The sequence below is a fragment of the Rhodococcus baikonurensis genome (genome assembly GCF_040489275.1).
GTDB classification, from domain to species: domain Bacteria; phylum Actinomycetota; class Actinomycetes; order Mycobacteriales; family Mycobacteriaceae; genus Rhodococcus_F; species Rhodococcus_F baikonurensis.
Map to the genome: position 1 here is coordinate 1 of NZ_JBEUOQ010000012.1, position 17,904 is coordinate 17,904.

18 protein-coding genes are annotated in these 17,904 nt (G+C 63.7%); 9 read left to right on the plus strand and 9 right to left on the minus strand.

Going from position 1 to position 17,904, the window contains the following annotated elements; genetic code table 11:
- Nucleotides 1-117: 117 nt before the first annotated feature.
- Complete coding sequence (locus ABWI03_RS24040; protein WP_003944557.1) at nt 118-2,076, minus strand: glycoside hydrolase family 15 protein; 1,959 nt, start codon at nt 2,074-2,076, stop codon at nt 118-120.
- A gap of 82 nt (nt 2,077-2,158) precedes the next feature.
- On the opposite strand from ABWI03_RS24040, the gene ABWI03_RS24045 reads away from it, so the two are divergent.
- From ABWI03_RS24045 to ABWI03_RS24070, 6 genes are all read left to right on the plus strand, one after another.
- Nucleotides 2,159-2,365 carry a hypothetical protein gene (locus tag ABWI03_RS24045; protein ID WP_095969753.1) on the plus strand — a complete coding sequence of 69 codons (207 nt, stop codon included), beginning with the start codon at nt 2,159-2,161 and terminating at the stop codon, nt 2,363-2,365.
- A 123-nt stretch (nt 2,366-2,488) separates the two neighbouring features.
- Complete coding sequence (locus ABWI03_RS24050) at nt 2,489-2,578, plus strand: Ms4533A family Cys-rich leader peptide (protein ID WP_309599318.1); 90 nt, start codon at nt 2,489-2,491, stop codon at nt 2,576-2,578.
- 197 nt (nt 2,579-2,775) lie between these two features.
- The gene (locus tag ABWI03_RS24055; RefSeq protein WP_003944569.1) at nt 2,776-3,807 is read left to right on the plus strand and encodes a sulfate ABC transporter substrate-binding protein; all 1,032 of its coding nucleotides are present in this window, start codon (nt 2,776-2,778) and stop codon (nt 3,805-3,807) included.
- Between the two features lie 7 nt (nt 3,808-3,814).
- On the plus strand, nt 3,815-4,663 hold the full coding sequence (gene cysT / locus ABWI03_RS24060; protein WP_124569250.1) for a sulfate ABC transporter permease subunit CysT: 849 nt from the start codon (nt 3,815-3,817) through the stop codon (nt 4,661-4,663).
- Nucleotides 4,660-5,466 (plus strand): sulfate ABC transporter permease subunit CysW, encoded by an 807-nt coding sequence (cysW, locus tag ABWI03_RS24065; protein WP_003944503.1) that lies wholly within the window; start codon nt 4,660-4,662, stop codon nt 5,464-5,466. The genes cysT and cysW overlap by 4 nt, the downstream gene beginning before the upstream one ends.
- Nucleotides 5,463-6,512, plus strand: a complete 1,050-nt coding sequence (locus tag ABWI03_RS24070; protein ID WP_007731046.1) for a sulfate/molybdate ABC transporter ATP-binding protein — start codon at nt 5,463-5,465, stop codon at nt 6,510-6,512. The genes cysW and ABWI03_RS24070 overlap by 4 nt, the downstream gene beginning before the upstream one ends.
- 125 nt (nt 6,513-6,637) lie before the next feature.
- On the opposite strand, the gene ABWI03_RS24075 is transcribed toward ABWI03_RS24070, so the two are convergent.
- From ABWI03_RS24075 to ABWI03_RS24105, 7 genes are all read right to left on the minus strand, one after another.
- Nucleotides 6,638-7,534, minus strand: a complete 897-nt coding sequence (locus ABWI03_RS24075) for a universal stress protein (RefSeq protein ID WP_298781152.1) — start codon at nt 7,532-7,534, stop codon at nt 6,638-6,640.
- Between the two features lie 55 nt (nt 7,535-7,589).
- On the minus strand, nt 7,590-8,366 hold the full coding sequence (locus ABWI03_RS24080; RefSeq protein ID WP_095969756.1) for a DUF998 domain-containing protein: 777 nt from the start codon (nt 8,364-8,366) through the stop codon (nt 7,590-7,592).
- Between the two features lie 94 nt (nt 8,367-8,460).
- Nucleotides 8,461-9,216, minus strand: a complete 756-nt coding sequence (locus ABWI03_RS24085; RefSeq protein ID WP_095969757.1) for a sirohydrochlorin chelatase — start codon at nt 9,214-9,216, stop codon at nt 8,461-8,463.
- 4 nt (nt 9,217-9,220) lie between these two features.
- Nucleotides 9,221-10,507, minus strand: coding sequence for a sulfate adenylyltransferase subunit 1 (locus tag ABWI03_RS24090; RefSeq protein ID WP_095969758.1), 1,287 nt, complete (start codon nt 10,505-10,507; stop codon nt 9,221-9,223).
- Nucleotides 10,507-11,442, minus strand: a complete 936-nt coding sequence (cysD, locus tag ABWI03_RS24095) for a sulfate adenylyltransferase subunit CysD (protein WP_020908199.1) — start codon at nt 11,440-11,442, stop codon at nt 10,507-10,509. The genes ABWI03_RS24090 and cysD overlap by 1 nt, the downstream gene beginning before the upstream one ends.
- Nucleotides 11,439-12,152, minus strand: a complete 714-nt coding sequence (locus ABWI03_RS24100; RefSeq protein WP_042924073.1) for a phosphoadenylyl-sulfate reductase — start codon at nt 12,150-12,152, stop codon at nt 11,439-11,441. The genes cysD and ABWI03_RS24100 overlap by 4 nt, the downstream gene beginning before the upstream one ends.
- Nucleotides 12,149-13,879, minus strand: coding sequence for a nitrite/sulfite reductase (locus tag ABWI03_RS24105; protein ID WP_298781143.1), 1,731 nt, complete (start codon nt 13,877-13,879; stop codon nt 12,149-12,151). The genes ABWI03_RS24100 and ABWI03_RS24105 overlap by 4 nt, the downstream gene beginning before the upstream one ends.
- A 518-nt stretch (nt 13,880-14,397) precedes the next feature.
- Between ABWI03_RS24105 and hemW the strand changes: the two genes are divergently transcribed.
- Nucleotides 14,398-15,624, plus strand: a complete 1,227-nt coding sequence (gene hemW / locus ABWI03_RS24110) for a radical SAM family heme chaperone HemW (RefSeq protein WP_298781140.1) — start codon at nt 14,398-14,400, stop codon at nt 15,622-15,624.
- A 35-nt stretch (nt 15,625-15,659) separates the two neighbouring features.
- Nucleotides 15,660-16,280, plus strand: coding sequence for a CG0192-related protein (locus ABWI03_RS24115; RefSeq protein ID WP_298781137.1), 621 nt, complete (start codon nt 15,660-15,662; stop codon nt 16,278-16,280).
- A 26-nt stretch (nt 16,281-16,306) separates the two neighbouring features.
- Here ABWI03_RS24115 and ABWI03_RS24120 read toward each other — a convergent pair whose 3' ends face one another.
- Nucleotides 16,307-16,630, minus strand: a complete 324-nt coding sequence (locus ABWI03_RS24120; protein ID WP_003944521.1) for a type II toxin-antitoxin system VapB family antitoxin — start codon at nt 16,628-16,630, stop codon at nt 16,307-16,309.
- 157 nt (nt 16,631-16,787) lie between these two features.
- On the opposite strand from ABWI03_RS24120, the gene hrcA reads away from it, so the two are divergent.
- Nucleotides 16,788-17,831 carry a heat-inducible transcriptional repressor HrcA gene (gene hrcA / locus ABWI03_RS24125; protein ID WP_003944583.1) on the plus strand — a complete coding sequence of 348 codons (1,044 nt, stop codon included), beginning with the start codon at nt 16,788-16,790 and terminating at the stop codon, nt 17,829-17,831.
- Nucleotides 17,832-17,904: the final 73 nt, after the last annotated feature.

Sequence of the window (17,904 nt, forward strand, 5' to 3'; positions counted from 1 at the left end):
GTTGTGTTATATTAAATCCATATACCGACCCCCCCCCCACCTCCCGGGGGGGCGCCTAACGGCCCTTTGCCCACTTAATCACCGGGGGGTTTTTAAAACCCCCCCCACAGCAGGGGTCTAGGTTGCGTTGTGCGCGGGCTGGAAAGCTCCGGCCTCGGCAGCTTCCTCGGCACGGATCACGTGGACCACGGCGTTGATCAGCGCCAGGTGTGTGAACGCTTGCGGGAAGTTACCCAGATGACGACCGGTGTGGGCGTCGATCTCCTCCGCGTACAGCTTGAGCGGGCTCGCGAACCCGAGCAGGCGCTCGCAGAGATGCTTTGCCCGATCCAGCTCGCCGATCTCGACGAGGGCGGAGACGAGCCAGAAGGAACAGATGGTGAACGTGCCCTCCTCGCCGCTCAATCCGTCGTCGGTGGTGTCGACGCGATAGCGCAGGACCAGCCCCTCCTCGGTGAGCTCGTCGGCGATCGCCAGCACTGTCGCCCGGATACGCGGGTCGTCGGCCGGCAGGAAGCGCAGCAGCGGTGCCAACAGGAGCGACGCGTCGAGTGAATCATGCCCGTAGCGCTGCGTCAGAACTCCACGCGAGTCGACTCCGTGCGCAAGGATATCGGCCTTGATCTCGTCCGCGATGGCCGTCCATTGCTGCGCAAAGCTCTTCTCGCCCTGCATCTCTGCGAGCTTGGCACCGCGATCGAGTGCAACCCAACACATGATCTTCGACGACGTGAAGTGCTGCGGTTCACCGCGCACCTCCCAGATCCCGCGGTCGGGTTGGCGCCAGTGCTTGATCGCTTCCTCGACCTGCTTCTTGAGCAGAGGCCACAGTGCTTCGGGGACACGCTCGCGGGTACGGATGTGGAGGTACACCGAGTCGAGCATGGTGCCCCAGATGTCGTGCTGCTGTTGATCGAACGCCCCGTTGCCGATACGCACCGGACGGGCGCCGTCGTAGCCGGACAGATGGTTGAGTTCGGATTCCTCGAGCGTGCGCTCGCCGCCGATCCCGTACATCACCTGCAAGGGGTGCGGCTGACCGTTGTCCGAACTCGACACGTCGTAGATGAAGTTGAAGAAGTCGTTGGCCTCACGGTCCAACCCGAGCGTGTAGAGGCCCCACAGTGCAAAAGTGGAGTCGCGAACCCACGCGTAGCGGTAGTCCCAGTTACGTTCTCCACCTGGTGTTTCCGGTAGCGAGGTCGTCGAAGCTGCGAGGAGGGCTCCGGTCGGTGCGTAGGTGAGGCCCTTGAGTGTGAGCGCACTGCGCTGCAGGTATCCGCGCCACGGGTGATCGGGGAACTTGCCGATCGTGACCCACTCGCGCCACGACTTGGATGTCTGCCACATCTTGTCGGCGGCCTCGTCGAACGTCTGCGGCGCGGGAAGATCCGACCACGAGAGCGCGACGTAGACGTTGTCGCCTTCGACCAGCCGTGTTCGGGCCCGTGCCTCACGACCTTCCAGACCCAGTCGTAGGTCGGTGGTCAAGCGCAGAGTGGGATGGTCTCCAGGCTTTGCGGAGCGACACGTTGCCGTCGCCTCTTCGTAGACCTTTCCGGTGTACTCCCAATTCGCCGTGCCGCGGTGATAGTCGAACGCGGGCTCGCAGCTCATCTCGAGTTCGACGGTGCCGCTGACACATTTGACCGTACGGAGAAGGGTGTGTTCGGCATCCCAGTCCGTCGGTGTGCGCTTGTGGGTGTTCGATCGCTTGTCGACGTTGTGCCACGGGCCGAGAACCAGGGCGTCACGGACGACGAGCCAGCCGGTCTCGGTCTGCCAGGTGGTCTCGAGGATCAGTCCACCCGGGAGATAGCGTCTTGCCGCGGGCACGTTCTGGCCGTAAGGGCCGATACGGAAATGGCCTGCGCTGCGGTCGAGGATGGCACCGAACACGCTGGGGGAGTCCGGGCGGGGAACGCACATCCACTCGACAGATCCGTTACGGGCAATCAGGCACGAGGTTTCGCAATCGGAAAGAAACGCGTAGTCGTCGATCGGGGGAAAGTTGCTTCGATGGTGACCCGTGGAGGCGGGAGGAATCGTCTGCACCACTTCGTCGTCAGCACTCATTCGGCCATCATCCGGCCAGAATCGACACACGTCCAATCCACACGCTGTCGGGGCCTCGTCGCCCGAAGGATAGGGTGTTGGCGTGGAACGGATAGCGGATTGGTGGGACAGCTTCGAGCTGTGGATGGCGGGGCTCCCGTTCATCCCGCAGGTCGCGTTGGTCCTGATCGTCGTCGTTCCGCTGTGCCGCCTGGTGGCCATCGGTCTGGATCGCGCGTTGGCCGCCGTGCTCGCTCTGCCGCTCTTCGGCTGGTTGCGTAGGAATTCTCGAGAAGTAGAGGAAAGCTGATGCCCCGCTCACGGGTCACTCTCGCCCTGATCGCCCTGATTCTCCTCGTGATCGTCGCGTGGCTTCTCACCCGTTAGTTCTCCCGATTAGAGCGGTCGCCGGTGCTCTGCTAAAGTCCACCGCGTGTCCGAAGCAACAGCTCCCGTAATCCGCCACCAGTTGGCGTTGATTGCTGTCGGCATGCTCGACGTCGCTGACGTCGCCTGTTGTTGATTTCCTGAGTTCGACCTCTTCGGTGGTGCTGCGCACCCCACTCGAACTTCTCCGCGTGTAACTCGCGCCCCCCGATTCAGGGCTCTTTGCCCGTCGGCTCTCCATGTCTGAACGTCCCGATGGAATCAGCCCCAGAGGTCTCGGACTTGTCGTTTGCTCAACCCTCGTTTGTCAGTCCTTTCAGGAAGGTATCTGCAATGAAACGCCGTTCCCGCACACTTCTCACTGCTATCGCGACCATGGGGGCCGTGGTACTCACAGCGTGCAGTGGTGGCTCGAGCGACACCGTGGGTGGTGACAGCGCCGCCAGCGACGGTAGCGCCGGCACGATCAACCTGTTCGCCTACGCCGTGCCGAAGCCCGGCTTCGACAAGCTCACCGCAGCCTTCCAGGCCACCGACGAGGGCAAGAACGTCAACTTCAATCCTTCGTACGGCGCCTCGGGTGACCAGTCGCGCAAGGTGAAGGACGGCGCCGAGGCCGACTTCGTCAACTTCTCCGTCGAGCCCGACATCACCCGTCTGGTCGATGCCGGTCTGGTCGATCAGAACTGGAACCAGGACGCCTACAACGGGATTCCGTTCGGATCGGTTGTCACCATCGTGACCCGTCCGGGCAACCCGAAGGGCATCAAGGACTGGGACGACCTGCTCCAGCCCGGCCTCGAGGTAGTCACGCCGAACCCCTTCAGTTCCGGCTCGGCCAAGTGGAACCTCTTGGCGCCCTACGCCGCCAAGAGTGACGGTGGCAAGAACCCGCAAGCGGGCCTCGACTACGTCACCGCGTTGGTCAACGATCACGTCAAGATCCAGCCCAAGTCGGGACGCGAGGCTTCGGAAGCCTTCCTGCAGGGCAGCGGTGACGTTCTGATCAGCTACGAGAACGAGGCACTGTTCATCGAAGGCAACGGCGACCCGGTCGAGCACGTCACCCCGCCCACGACCTTCAAGATCGAGAACCCCGTTGCCGTGATCTCGAACAGCAAGGTCCTCGACAAGGCGACCGCGTTCAAGGACTACCTGTACACGACCGAGGGCCAGACGCTCTGGGCCGAGGCAGGATTCCGTCCCGTCGATCCCGCAGTCGCTGCCAAGTTCACCGACAAGTTCCCCGAGCCGACCAAGCTGTGGACGATCGCAGACCTCGGTGGCTGGAAGGCCGTGGACAGTGCCCTGTTCACCAAGGACACCGGTTCGATCGCAGTGATCTACGACAACGCGACCAAGTAAGACTGACGTGACTGACACTATCGACCCCACCCCCGTGGCTCGTCGGCGAAAACTCGCGCGGGTCACGGGGAGTGTGGGGCCGCTCGGAATCGGAGTCGCCACCCTGTGGCTCTCCGTGATCGTTCTGCTGCCGCTCGCCGCGTTGACCGCCACGGCGTTCGACGAGGGGATCTCCGGATTCTGGGACGCCGTCACCGCACCCGTTGCTTTGGCGTCGCTGCGCGTGACGTTGTTCGTCTCGATCATCGTGGCACTGATCAACGTCGTGATGGGCACGATCATCGCGTGGGTCCTGGTCCGGGACGAGTTCCCGGGCAAGCGCATCGTCAACTCGATGATCGACCTGCCGTTCGCTCTGCCGACGATCGTGGCGTCGATCGTGTTGCTGTCCCTCTACGGACCGCAGTCGCCGATCGATATCCACCTCAACGCAACCCAGCCCGGACTGATCGTGGCTCTGGCTTTCGTGACCTTGCCGTTCGTCGTCCGTTCGGTGCAGCCGGTGCTGATGGAGGTCGACCGCGAAGTCGAGGAGGCAGCTGCGTCCTTGGGCGCTTCCAACTGGACGATCTTCCGCTCGGTCGTCCTTCCGACGCTGGCGCCTGCCGTCATCTCCGGCGCGGGACTCGCGTTCGCCCGCGCGATCGGTGAATACGGTTCGGTCGTCCTGATCGGCGGCAACATTCCGCGCGTGACGCAGATGACGTCGCAGTTCATTCAGCAGCAGATCGAGATCGATCGGCCTACCAACGCCGCTGCTGTCTCAGTAGCGTTGCTGGCCATCGCATTCGTGACGCTGTTCGTCCTGCGAATCTTCGCTTCGCGGGGACAGCGACGTGAGGAGAGTTCCCGATGAACGTGTCCAGAGGATCGAAAATCGGTCTGCGGACCATCGCTCTCGTCTACCTGTTCGTGTTGTTGGTCGTGCCGATCGGCGTGATCCTGACGCGAACGTTCGAAAACGGAATCGGCCCGTTCCTCGAATCGATCACGACGCCGGCAGCGATCTCCGCGCTGAATCTTTCGCTGATCATCGTGGCGATCGTGGTCCCGATCAATGTCGTGTTCGGTGTGGTCACGGCTCTGGCGCTCGTGCGTGGGCGTTTCCCGGGGCGGGGCGTACTGCAGTCGGTGGTCGACCTGCCCTTCGCAGTCTCGCCCGTCGTCGTCGGTGTGTCGTTGATCCTTCTGTGGGGTGCCAACGGGTGGTTCGGCGGCATCGAATCGTTGGGGTTCAAGGTCATCTTCGGTTTGCCCGGCATGGTGATCGCGACGATTTTCGTGACGCTGCCCTTCGTCGTCCGGGAAGTCGAACCCGTACTTCACGAGATCGGCGACGAGCAGGAACAAGCTGCCGCGACGCTCGGTGCCTCGGGCTGGCAGACGTTCTGGCGGATCACCTTGCCCGCGATCCGCTGGGGCCTGACATACGGAATCGTGTTGACGGTGGCGCGTTCGCTCGGTGAATTCGGCGCAGTCATCATGGTCTCTTCCGGCTTCCCCGGGGTATCCCAGACACTGACATTGCTGGTGCATTCGCGATACATCGACGACCACAACACCTTTGGTGCGTATTCGGCGGCAACGCTGCTGATGGGCATCGCCATCATTGTCCTGTTGCTGATGACGCTGCTGGACCGTAAGAGGAGCACCACATGATCACAGTGACCGGGGCCCGCAAGAACTACGGTGATTTCGCGGCGCTCGACGACGTGACGGTCAACATTCCCTCGGGTTCGTTGACGGCATTGCTCGGGCCCAGTGGCTCGGGAAAGTCGACGTTGCTGCGTTCGATCGCAGGGCTCGAAGAACTCGATTCGGGAACCATCACCATCGCAGGCAAGGACGTCACCGGCGTCTCGCCGCAGAAGCGAGACATCGGTTTCGTGTTCCAGCACTACGCGGCGTTCAAGCACATGACGGTGCGGGACAACGTGGCGTTCGGGCTCAAGATCCGCAAGCGCCCGAAGCCGGAGATCGAGAAGAAGGTCAACGAACTACTGGGGATCGTCGGCCTCGACGGCTTTCAGCATCGGTACCCGGCGCAGCTGTCCGGTGGTCAGCGTCAGCGCATGGCGTTGGCGCGCGCTCTGGCTGTCGACCCGCAGGTGCTTCTGCTCGACGAGCCCTTCGGCGCGCTCGACGCGAAGGTTCGTGCCGACCTGCGCACCTGGTTGCGTCGTCTGCACGACGAGGTGCACGTCACCACCGTTCTGGTCACCCACGACCAGGAGGAGGCTCTCGACGTGGCAGACCGTATCGCGGTGCTGAACAAGGGTCGGATCGAGCAGATCGGCGAACCAGCCGACCTGTACGACCGCCCGTCGAACGACTTCGTGATGTCCTTCCTCGGATCCGTCGCGAAGCTCAACGGGCAGCTGGTTCGTCCGCACGACATCCGCCTCGGCCGCGATCCGAGCATGGCTCTCGCTCAGGAGTCCGGAACGGCCGAGTCCCTGGGCGTCACACGCGCCACCGTCGAGCGCGTCGTGTACCTCGGCTTCGAGGTTCGCGTGGACCTGCGCAACGAGGCAACCGGTGAGCTCTTCTCGGCTCAGGTCACGCGCGGTGACAGTGCAGCGCTGCACCTCGAGGCGGGGGAGACGGTGTACGCCCGGGCAACCCGGGTGCCGGATCTGCCGGAGACTCCGGTGTCGACGCCGGTGCAGGAGCCGGTCACGGTGAGTGTCGTCGGCCAGGTATGACCCGCTCGCCCTGATTGCCCAGTTCTACCCCCACCCATAGCTGAGCGAACGGCACTTTCGGTCTCCTGATGGCGCCGAACGTGCCGTTCGCTCAGAACCGCGGGTCGGGAAACAGCGAAACGAGTTCAGCCCTCGCGGCAGACGAGGACCGGGCACTGGGCGTGGTGGATCAGGCTCTGACTGGTCGATCCGACGATCGACGCCATGAACGGGCTGCGGCCATGGCTGCCGACGACTACGAGTTGCGCCTCCGCCGAATGCTCGAGCAGCGCTTTCATCGGTCCGCTGCGTTGGACACTGCGGGTGACGTCGACGTCGGGGTACTTCTCCGTCCACCCGGCGAGGCACTCGGACAACAGAGCGTGCTCGTGCTGCTCGTACGGCCCCCAGTCCACGAAGCGCCTGGCTTCGGAATAACCGCCCAGCGAGGCGTGCTCGTTCCACGTGTGGACCGCAACCAACGGTGCGCCGAGGAACGCGGCAAACTCGAAGGCGTGCGCCACGGCTAGTTCACTGAGCTTGCTTCCGTCGACGCCGACGACGATGGGCCTGCTGTCGGCTGTCGCGTGATCACCGTTACCGCGGAAGACAGCCACGGGACAGTGTGCCCGGTTGACCACCCGAATGGTGTCGGACCCGAGAAACACCGATTGCATCTCGCTCGTACCCGCCTGACCCAGCGCAACGATGCGGGCGGATTTCGACAGCTCGACGAGTGTGGTTGCGGGAGTGCCGGTCACGAGGCCGCGTTCGATGGTGACGTCGGTGTGGTCGTCGCGGATGGCGTCCTCGGCCTCGTCGAGAAGTTTGGCACCCTCGACGCGAAGGTGGTGGTCGAACATCTCTTCGTCGGTGACGTTGGTACCGCCACCGGACTCGGGTTGTCCTGGCAGCACGTGGGTCAGCCGCAGTGGTTCGTCGAATCTCTTTGCAGCCGAGGCTGCCCACCTCGCGGCGTTGACCGCGCTTGCCGAGCCGTCGATACCGGCCACGATTCCGTGTCGAACAGATGCACTGGTCATGGAAGTCTCCTCGCGTCGCCTCCCTACCAGTGTGTCCCTGCTCACCCCAGCTTCGCTACAAACTGGTCAGCTCCCGTGGGGCGAGAACGTCGGTAGGTACCGCTGCGCGAGATCGACGCGGGCGCAACGACAACAGAGCGGTGATGAATCCGTTACCGGGCAGTGTCAGTTCCACGTTCTTCAACACGGTTCGGCGCATCAACGCGAGCAGAGCTGCGACGCCGGTGACAGCCATCCACATCGGTAGTGGGTACAGCGTCAGGCGTTCACCCAAGCCGAAGGTGAGGGTTCGTCCGAGAAGCAGTACGGCGCCGACGATTCCGGTTGCTGCGCACAGTCCCGACCACACCGCGATCCACTTGCTGTGCTTCCAGAACTGAATTGCCATGAGTACGAGTACGGCATGACGGGCGACGAAGCCCGGAAGTACTGCGGTCCAGTGAACGAAGGTCCCGTCGTTGGCCGGGAAGAGTCCGGTAGCCGCGGTGCTCAGTGCAACGACGACGGCAAGACCGAGAATCCACTTCTTCGCACGACCGTCCGGAATGTACTTGTGTAGCAAGGCCGCACCGAGGATGGTGAGCGCACCGAGGATCATGAAAGCCGCGTTCATGACGTCGTGCATCGGCGAACACGAATCCACGCTGCATGTCGTCACACCCAGTGAACTGATGGAGTCACGCGCGAAGCTGTACGGCGTCTTCCAGGCTCCGGCCGTGAAGATTTCGACAAGCAGGTAAAGCACCGACAGGACCCATGCGATGCCGGCTGTGCCGAGGCGAAGATTGTGAGTGATGGTGTTCCCTCTCGCGGCGCTCTGAGGGGATTGCACCCAAAGATCTGTTTCGCAGGCGAAGGAGGTACCTTCGCGGGCTGGACAGATCCAACACTACGGTAACAATCTGATAACGGCCTGTGAAACCGGATCAGGCGGAGCGGACCAGACGGTCGGGTAGTGCGTCAGCGACTTGTCGGTAACGGTCGATCATCGTTTCGATCAGTAGAGAGTGCCCACCGATCGTGTCGGCGAAACGCGCGCGCGGACACGCCGTTGCTGCGGCAGCGCTGAGTCGATCGGTCAGCAGGCCGGGAGCCAAGAACCACGGTGCGACGACAACGCGTTCTGCGCCGTCCTGCTCGAGAGCGGAGATCGCCTGGGCTACTGTCGGTTCCGCAGACGTGGCGAAACAGATTCGAACACCCGACCAGTTGGTTCCGGTCAGAAGCGTGGAGGCCAATTCTGAGGTCGCGGCATTGGCGCGCGCGTCGGACGAGCCGACTGCCGCGAGAGCGACACCGACCGACGGATCATCCGGCCGTGCACCTGCTTCGAGAATTCGCTCGCGCACCGCTTCGATCAGCCGAGCATCGCGACCCAGTACGTCTGCTTGGAACACGGTCAGTTGGGGGTGGCGTACCGCGGCAGCGGCCAAGAGCCCCGGCAGATCTACCCGAGCATGGAAGGCGTTGCCCAGCAGCATCGGAACAACAACGGCGTGAGTATGGCCGTCGTGTGCAACTCCGTCCAGGACCTGATCGATGGACGGTGCATTGAGATCGAGAAACGCCAGCCGGACATCGAGGTCTGGCCGGGCTTCACGAAGAGCCGCTACGGCAGCCGTGATCACCCGAGCGGAACGGGGATCACGGCTGCCGTGAGCAACAGCAATGAGCGGAACCATCGTCTTAGACGCGCTCGCCCAATTCGACAGCGGAAATGACGTCGCCGACGAGGCCTGCGGCGAGAGTGTTTCCACCGGCGGGATCGATCAGCAGGAAGCTGCCGGTGTGGCGATTGACGGCGTAGTCGTCGGCCACGATCGGCTCGGCCACCCGGATCGAGATCTTGCCGATCTCGTTGAGCTCGAGCGTTTCCGGGCCCTGATCCGTGGTGAGATCCTGCTCGTTGAATCGCTCCACCAAGCTGCCGACGATGGCCTGCGTCGTGCGCGTGCCGTGCTTGAGCAGCAAGCGTGCACCGGGGCGCAGCGGCTTCTCGGCCAGCCAGCAGACAGTGGCGTCGAATTCGCCGATCGGCTCGGGTGCGTCAGACGGCGAGGCGATGGTGTCGCCGCGGGATACGTCGACGTCGTCGGCCAGGATCAGTGTGACACTGCGTCCCGCGTGGGCGACGTCCAGTTCACCGTCGGCCGTGTCGATACGAGTAACGGTGGTGCGCGTACCCGAGGGCAGGATCACCACTTCGTCGCCGGGTACGACGGAACCGGCAGCGACCTGACCGGCGTATCCCCGGTAGTCGAGGAACTCGGCGGTGCGGGGGCGGATCACGTACTGCACCGGGAAGCGCAGGCCGACGCGATGCGGCTCGGCGTCGACCGGAATCGACTCGAGGTGCTCGATCAGCGTGGGGCCGGTGTAGTACGGGGTCTTGTCGGAGCGGATGGCGACGTTGTCACCGTGCAGTGCCGACACCGGGATCTCGACGACGTCTTCGCTTGCCCAGCCCAGTGAGCTGGTGAGTTCGTTGAACTCGGCGGAGATCGAGGTGAAGACCTCTTCCGGGTTCTCGACGAGGTCGATCTTGTTCACGGCGAGGACGAGCTTCGGGACACCGAGCAACGCCAGAACCGCTGCGTGCCTACGAGTCTGCGCGATGACACCCTTGCGGGCATCGACCAGCAGGATCACGAGCTGAGCCGTCGAGGCACCGGACACCGTGTTGCGGGTGTACTGCACGTGGCCGGGTGTATCGGCCAGCACGAAGGTGCGCTTGGGGGTCGCGAAGTAGCGGTACGCCACGTCGATGGTGATGCCCTGCTCACGCTCGGCGCGCAGACCGTCCACCAGCAGGGAGAGGTCAGGGGTGTCGAGACCGCGGTCCACCGACGCACGGGTCACGGCGTCGATCTGGTCGGCGAGAACGGATTTCGTGTCGTACAACAGGCGGCCCACGAGTGTGGACTTCCCGTCGTCGACACTGCCGGCAGTTGCCAGTCTGAGCAGATCGCTCATCAGAAGTAGCCCTCTCGCTTGCGGTCTTCCATGGCCGCTTCGGAAACTCGGTCGTCGCCACGGGTCGCGCCGCGCTCGGTCAAACGTGATGCCGCAACCTCGGCGAGAATCGCTTCGTTGTCAGCCGCATCGGAGAGAACAGCGCCGGTGGTCGAACCGTCGCCGACGGTGCGGTAACGCACCGAAAGGGTCTGCAGCTCTTCGCCGTCAGCCGGACCACCCCAGACTCCGGGGGTCATCCACATGCCGTCGCGCTGGTACACCGGACGCTGGTGGGCGTAGTAGATGCTGGCGAGTTCGACGTTGTCGCGAGCGATGTAACGCCAGATGTCCAGCTCCGTGAAGTTGCTGAGCGGGAAGACGCGCACCTGCTCGCCGGGGGAGTGGCGACCGTTGTAGAGGTTCCACAGTTCCGGGCGCTGCTTCTTGGGATCCCACTGGCCGAAAGCGTTGCGCAGCGAGAAGATTCGCTCCTTGGCGCGGGCGCGCTCCTCGTCGCGGCGAGCGCCACCGAAGACGGCGTCGAAGCGGTTCTCGGAAATCGCGTCCAGCAACGGAACGGTCTGCAGCGGGTTGCGAATACCGTCGGGGCGCTCGGTGAGGCGACCGTCCGCGATGTACTCCTCGACGCTCGCCACGTGCAGGCGCAGGTTGTACTTCGCCACGACGTGGTCGCGGAAGTCGAGAACTTCCTGCAGGTTGTGGCCGGTATCGACGTGCAGCAGGGTGAACGGCAGCGGCGCAGGCCAGAAGGCCTTGATCGCCAGATGCAGCAGCACGGTGGAGTCCTTACCGCCCGAGAAGAGAATGACCGGGCGTTCGAACTCGCCGGCCACCTCTCGGAAGATGTGGATCGCTTCGGACTCGAGGGCGTCGAGAGTATCGAACTGTGTGCCGTCGAGCTGAGGACGCGAAAGTGTCAAGTCAACTGTCATGATGCGTGCAACCCGCATTCTGTCTTGGAGGCACCGGCCCAACGACCGCTACGCGGATCGCTGCCGGGGGCTGGCTTGCTGGTGCAGGGTGCGCAGCCGATGGACGGATAGCCCTCGTCGACAAGAGGATTGACGAGGATGGAATTGGTGTCGATGTAGTTCTGCATCTCCTCGTCCGACCACGGAGCGATCGGGTTGATCTTCACGAGGCCGAAGGCCTCGTCGAAGGAGATCAGGGGAGCGTTGGCGCGGGTGGGCGCTTCGACGCGGCGGATGCCGGTCACCCACGCGCTGTAGCCGGACAGTGTCTGCTTGAGGGGCGCGACCTTGCGCAATGCGCAGCAGCGGTTGGGATCACGGGCGAACAGATCCTTGCCCTCGGCGACATCCTGCTCGGCAACGCTCGCCAGCGCGCGTGCATTGATGACGTTGACGCCGTAGACCTGCTCGACCGCGTCACGCGTGCCGATGGTCTCGGGGAAGTGGTAGCCGGTGTCGAGGAAGAGTACGTCGACGCCCGGATGAACTTGTGCGGCAAGGTGAACCAGCACCCCATCCTGCATGTTCGACGCAACAATGTAAGAGTCACCGAACGTGTCCTCGGTCCACTGCAACAGTTCCTGTGCGCTGGCGCCGTCGAGTTCCACGGCACCGCGCTCGGCGATGGACCGAAGCTCGTCGGCAGTTGCTCGCGAAATGTCCACTGTCATCGCAAATCTCCTTCGTCTGCGCGCACTGCCCATTCGGCGAACCGTTCACCTTCGTTGCGGTTCTTCACGAACTGACGTACGACGCGGTCGATGTAGTCACCCATCTCGACGCTGGTGACCTTGTGCTGGCGCAGCTTGCGTCCGAAGGCGCTGTCGAATCCGAGGCTGCCTCCCAGATGAACCTGGAAACCCTCGACTTGATTCCCCTCACCGTCGTCGACGAGCTGGCCCTTGAAGCCGATGTCGGCGATCTGCGAGCGAGCGCAGGAGTTGGGGCAACCGTTGATGTTGATGGTGATCGGCACGTCGAGCTGGCTGTTGATGTCGGCGAGACGCTGCTCGAGTTCGGGCACGAGCACCTGCGAACGCTTGCGGGTCTCGGCGAACGAGAGCTTGCAGAACTCGATGCCGGAGCAGGCCATCAGGTTCTTGCGCCAGTGCGACGGACGGGCGGGAAGGCCCAGCGCGTCGAGATCGGCGATGAGCGGCTCGAGCGTCTCGTCTGCGACGTCGAGGATGATCAGCTTCTGGTACGGCGTGAAGCGGATCCGGTCGCTGCCGGCCTTCTCGGCGGCGTCGGCGACCTGAGCCAGGATGTCTCCCGAGACGCGGCCGGCGATCGGAGCGAAACCGACTGCGTTGTGGCCGTTGCGGGTCTTCTGGATGCCGACGTGATCGATCGGACGCTTGGGCTTCTCCGGCGCCGGGCCGTCGATGAGCGGGCGCTTCATGTACTCGGTCTCGAGAACCTCGCGGAACTTCTCGATGCCCCAGTCCTTGATGAGAAACTTGAGCCTTGCCTTCGCGCGCAGACGACGGTAGCCGTAGTCACGGAAGATCGAGACGACACCTTCCCAGACATCGGGGACCTCGTCGAGCGGAATCCAGGCGCCGACGCGCTGCGCCAGCATCGGGTTGGTGGACAGTCCGCCGCCGACCCAGAGGTCGAGGCCCGGGCCGTGCTCGGGGTGGTTCACGCCGATGAAGGCAATGTCGTTGATCTCGTGAACGACGTCCTGCTGACCGGAGATGGCGGTCTTGAACTTGCGCGGCAGGTTGGAGTACTTGGGGTCGCCGATGTAGCGGCGCACGATCTCGTCGATCGCCGGGGTGGGATCGAGGACCTCGTCGAGCGATTCGCCGGCCAGGGGAGAACCGAGGACGACGCGGGGGCAGTCACCGCATGCTTCGGTGGTCTTGAGTCCGACGGCTTCGAGGCGCTTCCAGATCTCCGGGACGTTCTCGACCTCGATCCAGTGGAACTGGACGTTTTCGCGGTCGGACAGGTCGGCGGTGTTCCGGCCGAATTCCTTCGAGATGCCGGCGATGGTGCGCAGCTGCTCGACGTTGAGAGCGCCGGCGTCGCAACGCACGCGCATCATGAAGTATTTGGCCTCGAGCAGGTCGATGTTCTCGTCGCCGGTGAAGGTGCCGTCGTAGCCTTCTTCGCGCTGGGTGTAGAGACCCCACCAGCGGAAGCGGCCGCGAAGGTCGCCCTTGTCGATGCTGTCGAAGCCCTGCTTGGAGTAGATGTTCTCGATGCGGGCCCGAACGTTGAGCGGGTTGTCGTCCTTCTTGGCCTGCTCGTTGGCGTTGAGCGGCTCGCGGTAGCCGAGGGCCCACTGACCTTCGGCGCGACGCTTGGCGGGACGCGCAGCGCGTGCAGGCCGGGCTTCGGCGGGTGCTGCCGAATCGGCGGGTGTGGCGGCGTCGGTGGTCGACGTCATCGATGAACTCCTGGATCTGGGCGGTTGATCGGCACGCGGCACGCACTTTCGACGAACTGTGGCGGTGTCTGATCGGGACGCACCGGTCCGTGTCGGAAATCGAGGGGGCTGTCCTCGGTCTCGGAAAGCTCGCGGCCGGCAGGTGTGCTCACGAAAACGAACAGCTGGAGAAGCTGCGTCCCTGAAAAGGCATGTCCCTGAAAAGGCATGTCTCTGCAGAGAGTGTTTTGGCGAAGCAGATGGAGATGAGCGGGAAAGGCTGGAAGATCAGTGAAAGATCAACAGCTACACAGGTGCAGACACGACGAGCTGCACACACGCTTGAAGTCGACATGGCGACGCGCCACAAGTCGCACTCCGAGTCCGGTCATGCGGACCATTGTGCCACGTCAACTCGATAATTCCGACTCGGGCGCATATTTCCACGAAAAACGGGGGAAATATCGAGTTCAGGCCACGCGCCGACCTGCATCGCAGGCTGAATAGGTGTGCGTTCCGGATGCTGGGACACTGGAGGCGTGAATGCCACCAGCACGACTCCCACTCGACAGAGCGAGGCGACGCCCTTCGCCTTGCCCGCGCGATCGCTCGAGGGTGTCGGGAAACGGCCGTTCGGGATCTACATCCACGTCCCGTTCTGTGCCACCAGGTGTGGGTACTGCGATTTCAACACCTACACAGCCGGTGAGCTCGGAAGCTCGGCCTCGCCGCAGTCGTGGTTGGAGGGCTTGCGACGCGAACTCGATCTCGCGGCCGAGATGACGGGCGCCCCGGCAGCGGAGACAGTGTTCGTGGGCGGTGGAACGCCGTCGCTGCTCGGCGGCGACGGGTTGTCGGACGTGCTGTCGGCGGTGCGGAGCAGCTTCGGCCTGGCGTCCGGCGCCGAAGTGACGACGGAATCGAACCCCGAATCGACGTCGCCGGAATTCTTCGGTGCTCTCCGCAGTGCCGGATTCACTCGGATTTCCCTCGGTATGCAGTCTGCCGCCCAGCACGTTCTGAAGATCCTCGACCGCACGCACACTCCCGGCCGCGCCGTTGCGGCCGCGAAAGAGGCTCGTGCAGCTGGTTTTTCGCACGTGAACTTGGATTTGATCTACGGAACGCCGGGGGAGCGCGACCAAGATCTGGACGCCTCGCTCGATGCGGTTCTCTCGGCCGACGTCGACCACGTCTCGGCCTATGCGCTGATCGTCGAGGACGGCACCGCCATGGCTCGAAAAGTTCGGCGCGGCGAATTGCCCGCCCCGGACGACGACGTGCTGGCCTCGCGATACGAACGAATCGATTCACGCCTGTCCGAGGCAGGCTTGCAGTGGTACGAGGTCTCCAACTGGGCAAAGGCGGAAACCTCGGACTCCGGTGACACCCGCTGCCGTCACAACCTCGGCTACTGGGACGGCGGTGACTGGTGGGGCGCCGGTCCGGGCGCGCACAGTCACGTCGGCGGAGTGCGGTGGTGGAACGTCAAGCACCCGGCGCGGTACGCGGAACAGTTGGCCCTCGGTGAACTTCCCGTCGGCGGCAGTGAAGAACTGACCCCCGAGGACGAACACATGGAGCGCGTCATGTTGACCGCACGGTTGCGTACGGGACTTCCGTTGTCGGAACTGTCTGCATCCGAACGACTTTCGGCCGAACAGGTGGTAGTCGACGGGTTGGCCGTGATCGAGAACGATCACGTGGTTCTCACCGACCGTGGTCGTCTACTTGCCGATGCGGTGATCCGCACGATCCTGACCTGACGCGCCACCATCCTTCGCCGCGTAGCGTTACCGCGGTGGCCATCATTCATCGTGCGCAGTTGAATCCGTCCAAGAACGACCTGCTCCGAGCGTGGGTGCCCAAGCAGCCATGGATCGGGTCGGTCGACTGTTCGTCGCTCGAACGCGTCGACGCCTATCGTTTCGACGACCCGGACGGTGAGGTCGGAATCGAGACGCACCTGATGCGCTCGGCCGACGGACGATTTCTTCAGGTCCCGCTCACGTATCGTGGCGCTCCGCTGGACGGGGCGGAGAATGCGTTGATCGCGACCATGGATCATTCGGTACTCGGCGAGCGGTGGGTGTACGACGCGTGCTGCGATCCGGTCTACGTGAGCGCGGTGGCAACCGCGATTCTGACCGGTGGGGCCGGAGTCGATCTGGTTTTCGCCGACACCGCCGATCACATCCCGGTGACGGCTCACGTAGTAGGCAGCGGTACGGCCGGCGCATCGGTACCGGCAGTCGAATCCGTGACCTGCTCGACAGTCGGCACCGACACGATCGTCAGCGCGGGAGATCTGGAATTGACCGTGGTGAGAGTGATCGACGCAGACCGAGTGTCAGGCTCGTCGGCGCTCACCGGAACCTGGCCGGGGCAGACGAATCCCGCATTGCTCGCGTTCGTCGGTTGAGTCTCGGCGCCTGAGCCGCGTGAGCGTCAGCGGACGCCCTCGATGACACCGGGCATCGCGTCGAAGTCGAAGACACGCGCGTGCAGCACGACGCGGTTTCGCAGGGCCGAACGTACCGCTCGGTGCAGGCCGTCTTCGAGGTAGAGAGTGCCGCGCCACTGCACTGCGTGAGGGAACAGATCGCCGTAGAAGGTCGAGTCCTCCGACAGCAGGCGATCGAGTTCGAGGACCTTCGTGGTGGTCACGATCTCGTCGAGTCGAACCTGACGTGGAGGGAACTTCGACCAGTCGCGTAGAGACAGTCCGTGATCGGGATACGGTTTGCCGTCCATCACGCCTTTGAAGATCATGTGCCGCCTTGTCCATGGTTGTGCGATCGACCTTTCGCCGATCTCACTCCACAGTATGGGCAACAGCCGTCTCTGGCGCTCGGGCGATTAGACTGCCAGTGGGAACCGATGTGTAAATGTCGGTGTTCGTTCTGTTCAGGAAACGGAGGTGGCAACGATGTCGAGTACCGACGACAGGCGTTTCGAGGTCTTACGTGCAATCGTGGCCGATTACGTCTCCACCCAGGACCCGGTGGGATCCAAGGCCCTGGTCGAGCGTCACAACCTCGGAGTGTCGAGCGCCACGGTGCGCAACGACATGGCATTCCTCGAGGCCGAGGGCTACATCGCCCAACCCCACACCAGTTCCGGGCGCGTCCCCACCGACAAGGGATACCGCGAATTCGTCGATCGCATCGCCGACGTCAAGCCCATGTCCGGGCCGGAGCGTCGAGCGATCCTGGAGTTCTTGGAGTCGGGGGTCGACCTCGACGACGTTCTGCGTCGCGGTGTGCGACTGCTGGCGCAACTGACCCGTCAGGTCGCCGTCGTCCAGTACCCGTCGTTGTCCGCGTCGTCGGTTCGGCACCTCGAGGTGGTCGCGCTGACGCCCGCGCGTCTGCTCCTCGTTCTCATCACCGATTCCGGCCGCGTCGATCAGCGAATCGTCGAGCTCGGTGACGTCCTCGAAGACGAAGACCTTTCCCGGTTGCGCACGCTTCTCGGCGGTGCCCTGGAAGGCAAGCGCCTGGCCGCCGCGTCGATTGCCGTCGCGGAACTGGCCGACGAGTCACCGGCCGACCTACGCGACGCCGTGATCCGGTCGGCAACGGTTCTCGTCGAGACCCTGGTCGAACATCCGGAAGATCGCCTCGTCCTGGGCGGGACCTCCAACCTCACGCGCAACGCCGCCGATTTCTCCGGTCTGGCCGGCTTCCCCGGTTCACTGCGCGCAGTGCTCGAAGCACTGGAAGAGCAGGTAGTGGTCCTCAAACTGCTCGCTGCGACGCAGAATTCCGGCACGGTCACCGTTCAGATCGGTGAAGAGACGCAGGTCGAACAGATGCGCGGAACCTCCGTGATTTCGACTGGCTACGGCGCGGCCGGTACCGTTTTCGGTGGTGTCGGTGTGCTCGGACCCACTCGGATGGACTATCCGGGAACAATTGCATCGGTTGCCGCCGTTGCCAGATACATCGGCGAAGTTCTCTCCGAGCGATGACGGACGTCGACATTCGTCGGCACGCCTCCTCGCGAGGACTGAGGAAAACCTAGAAGTAAGAGAAGGACGAGAG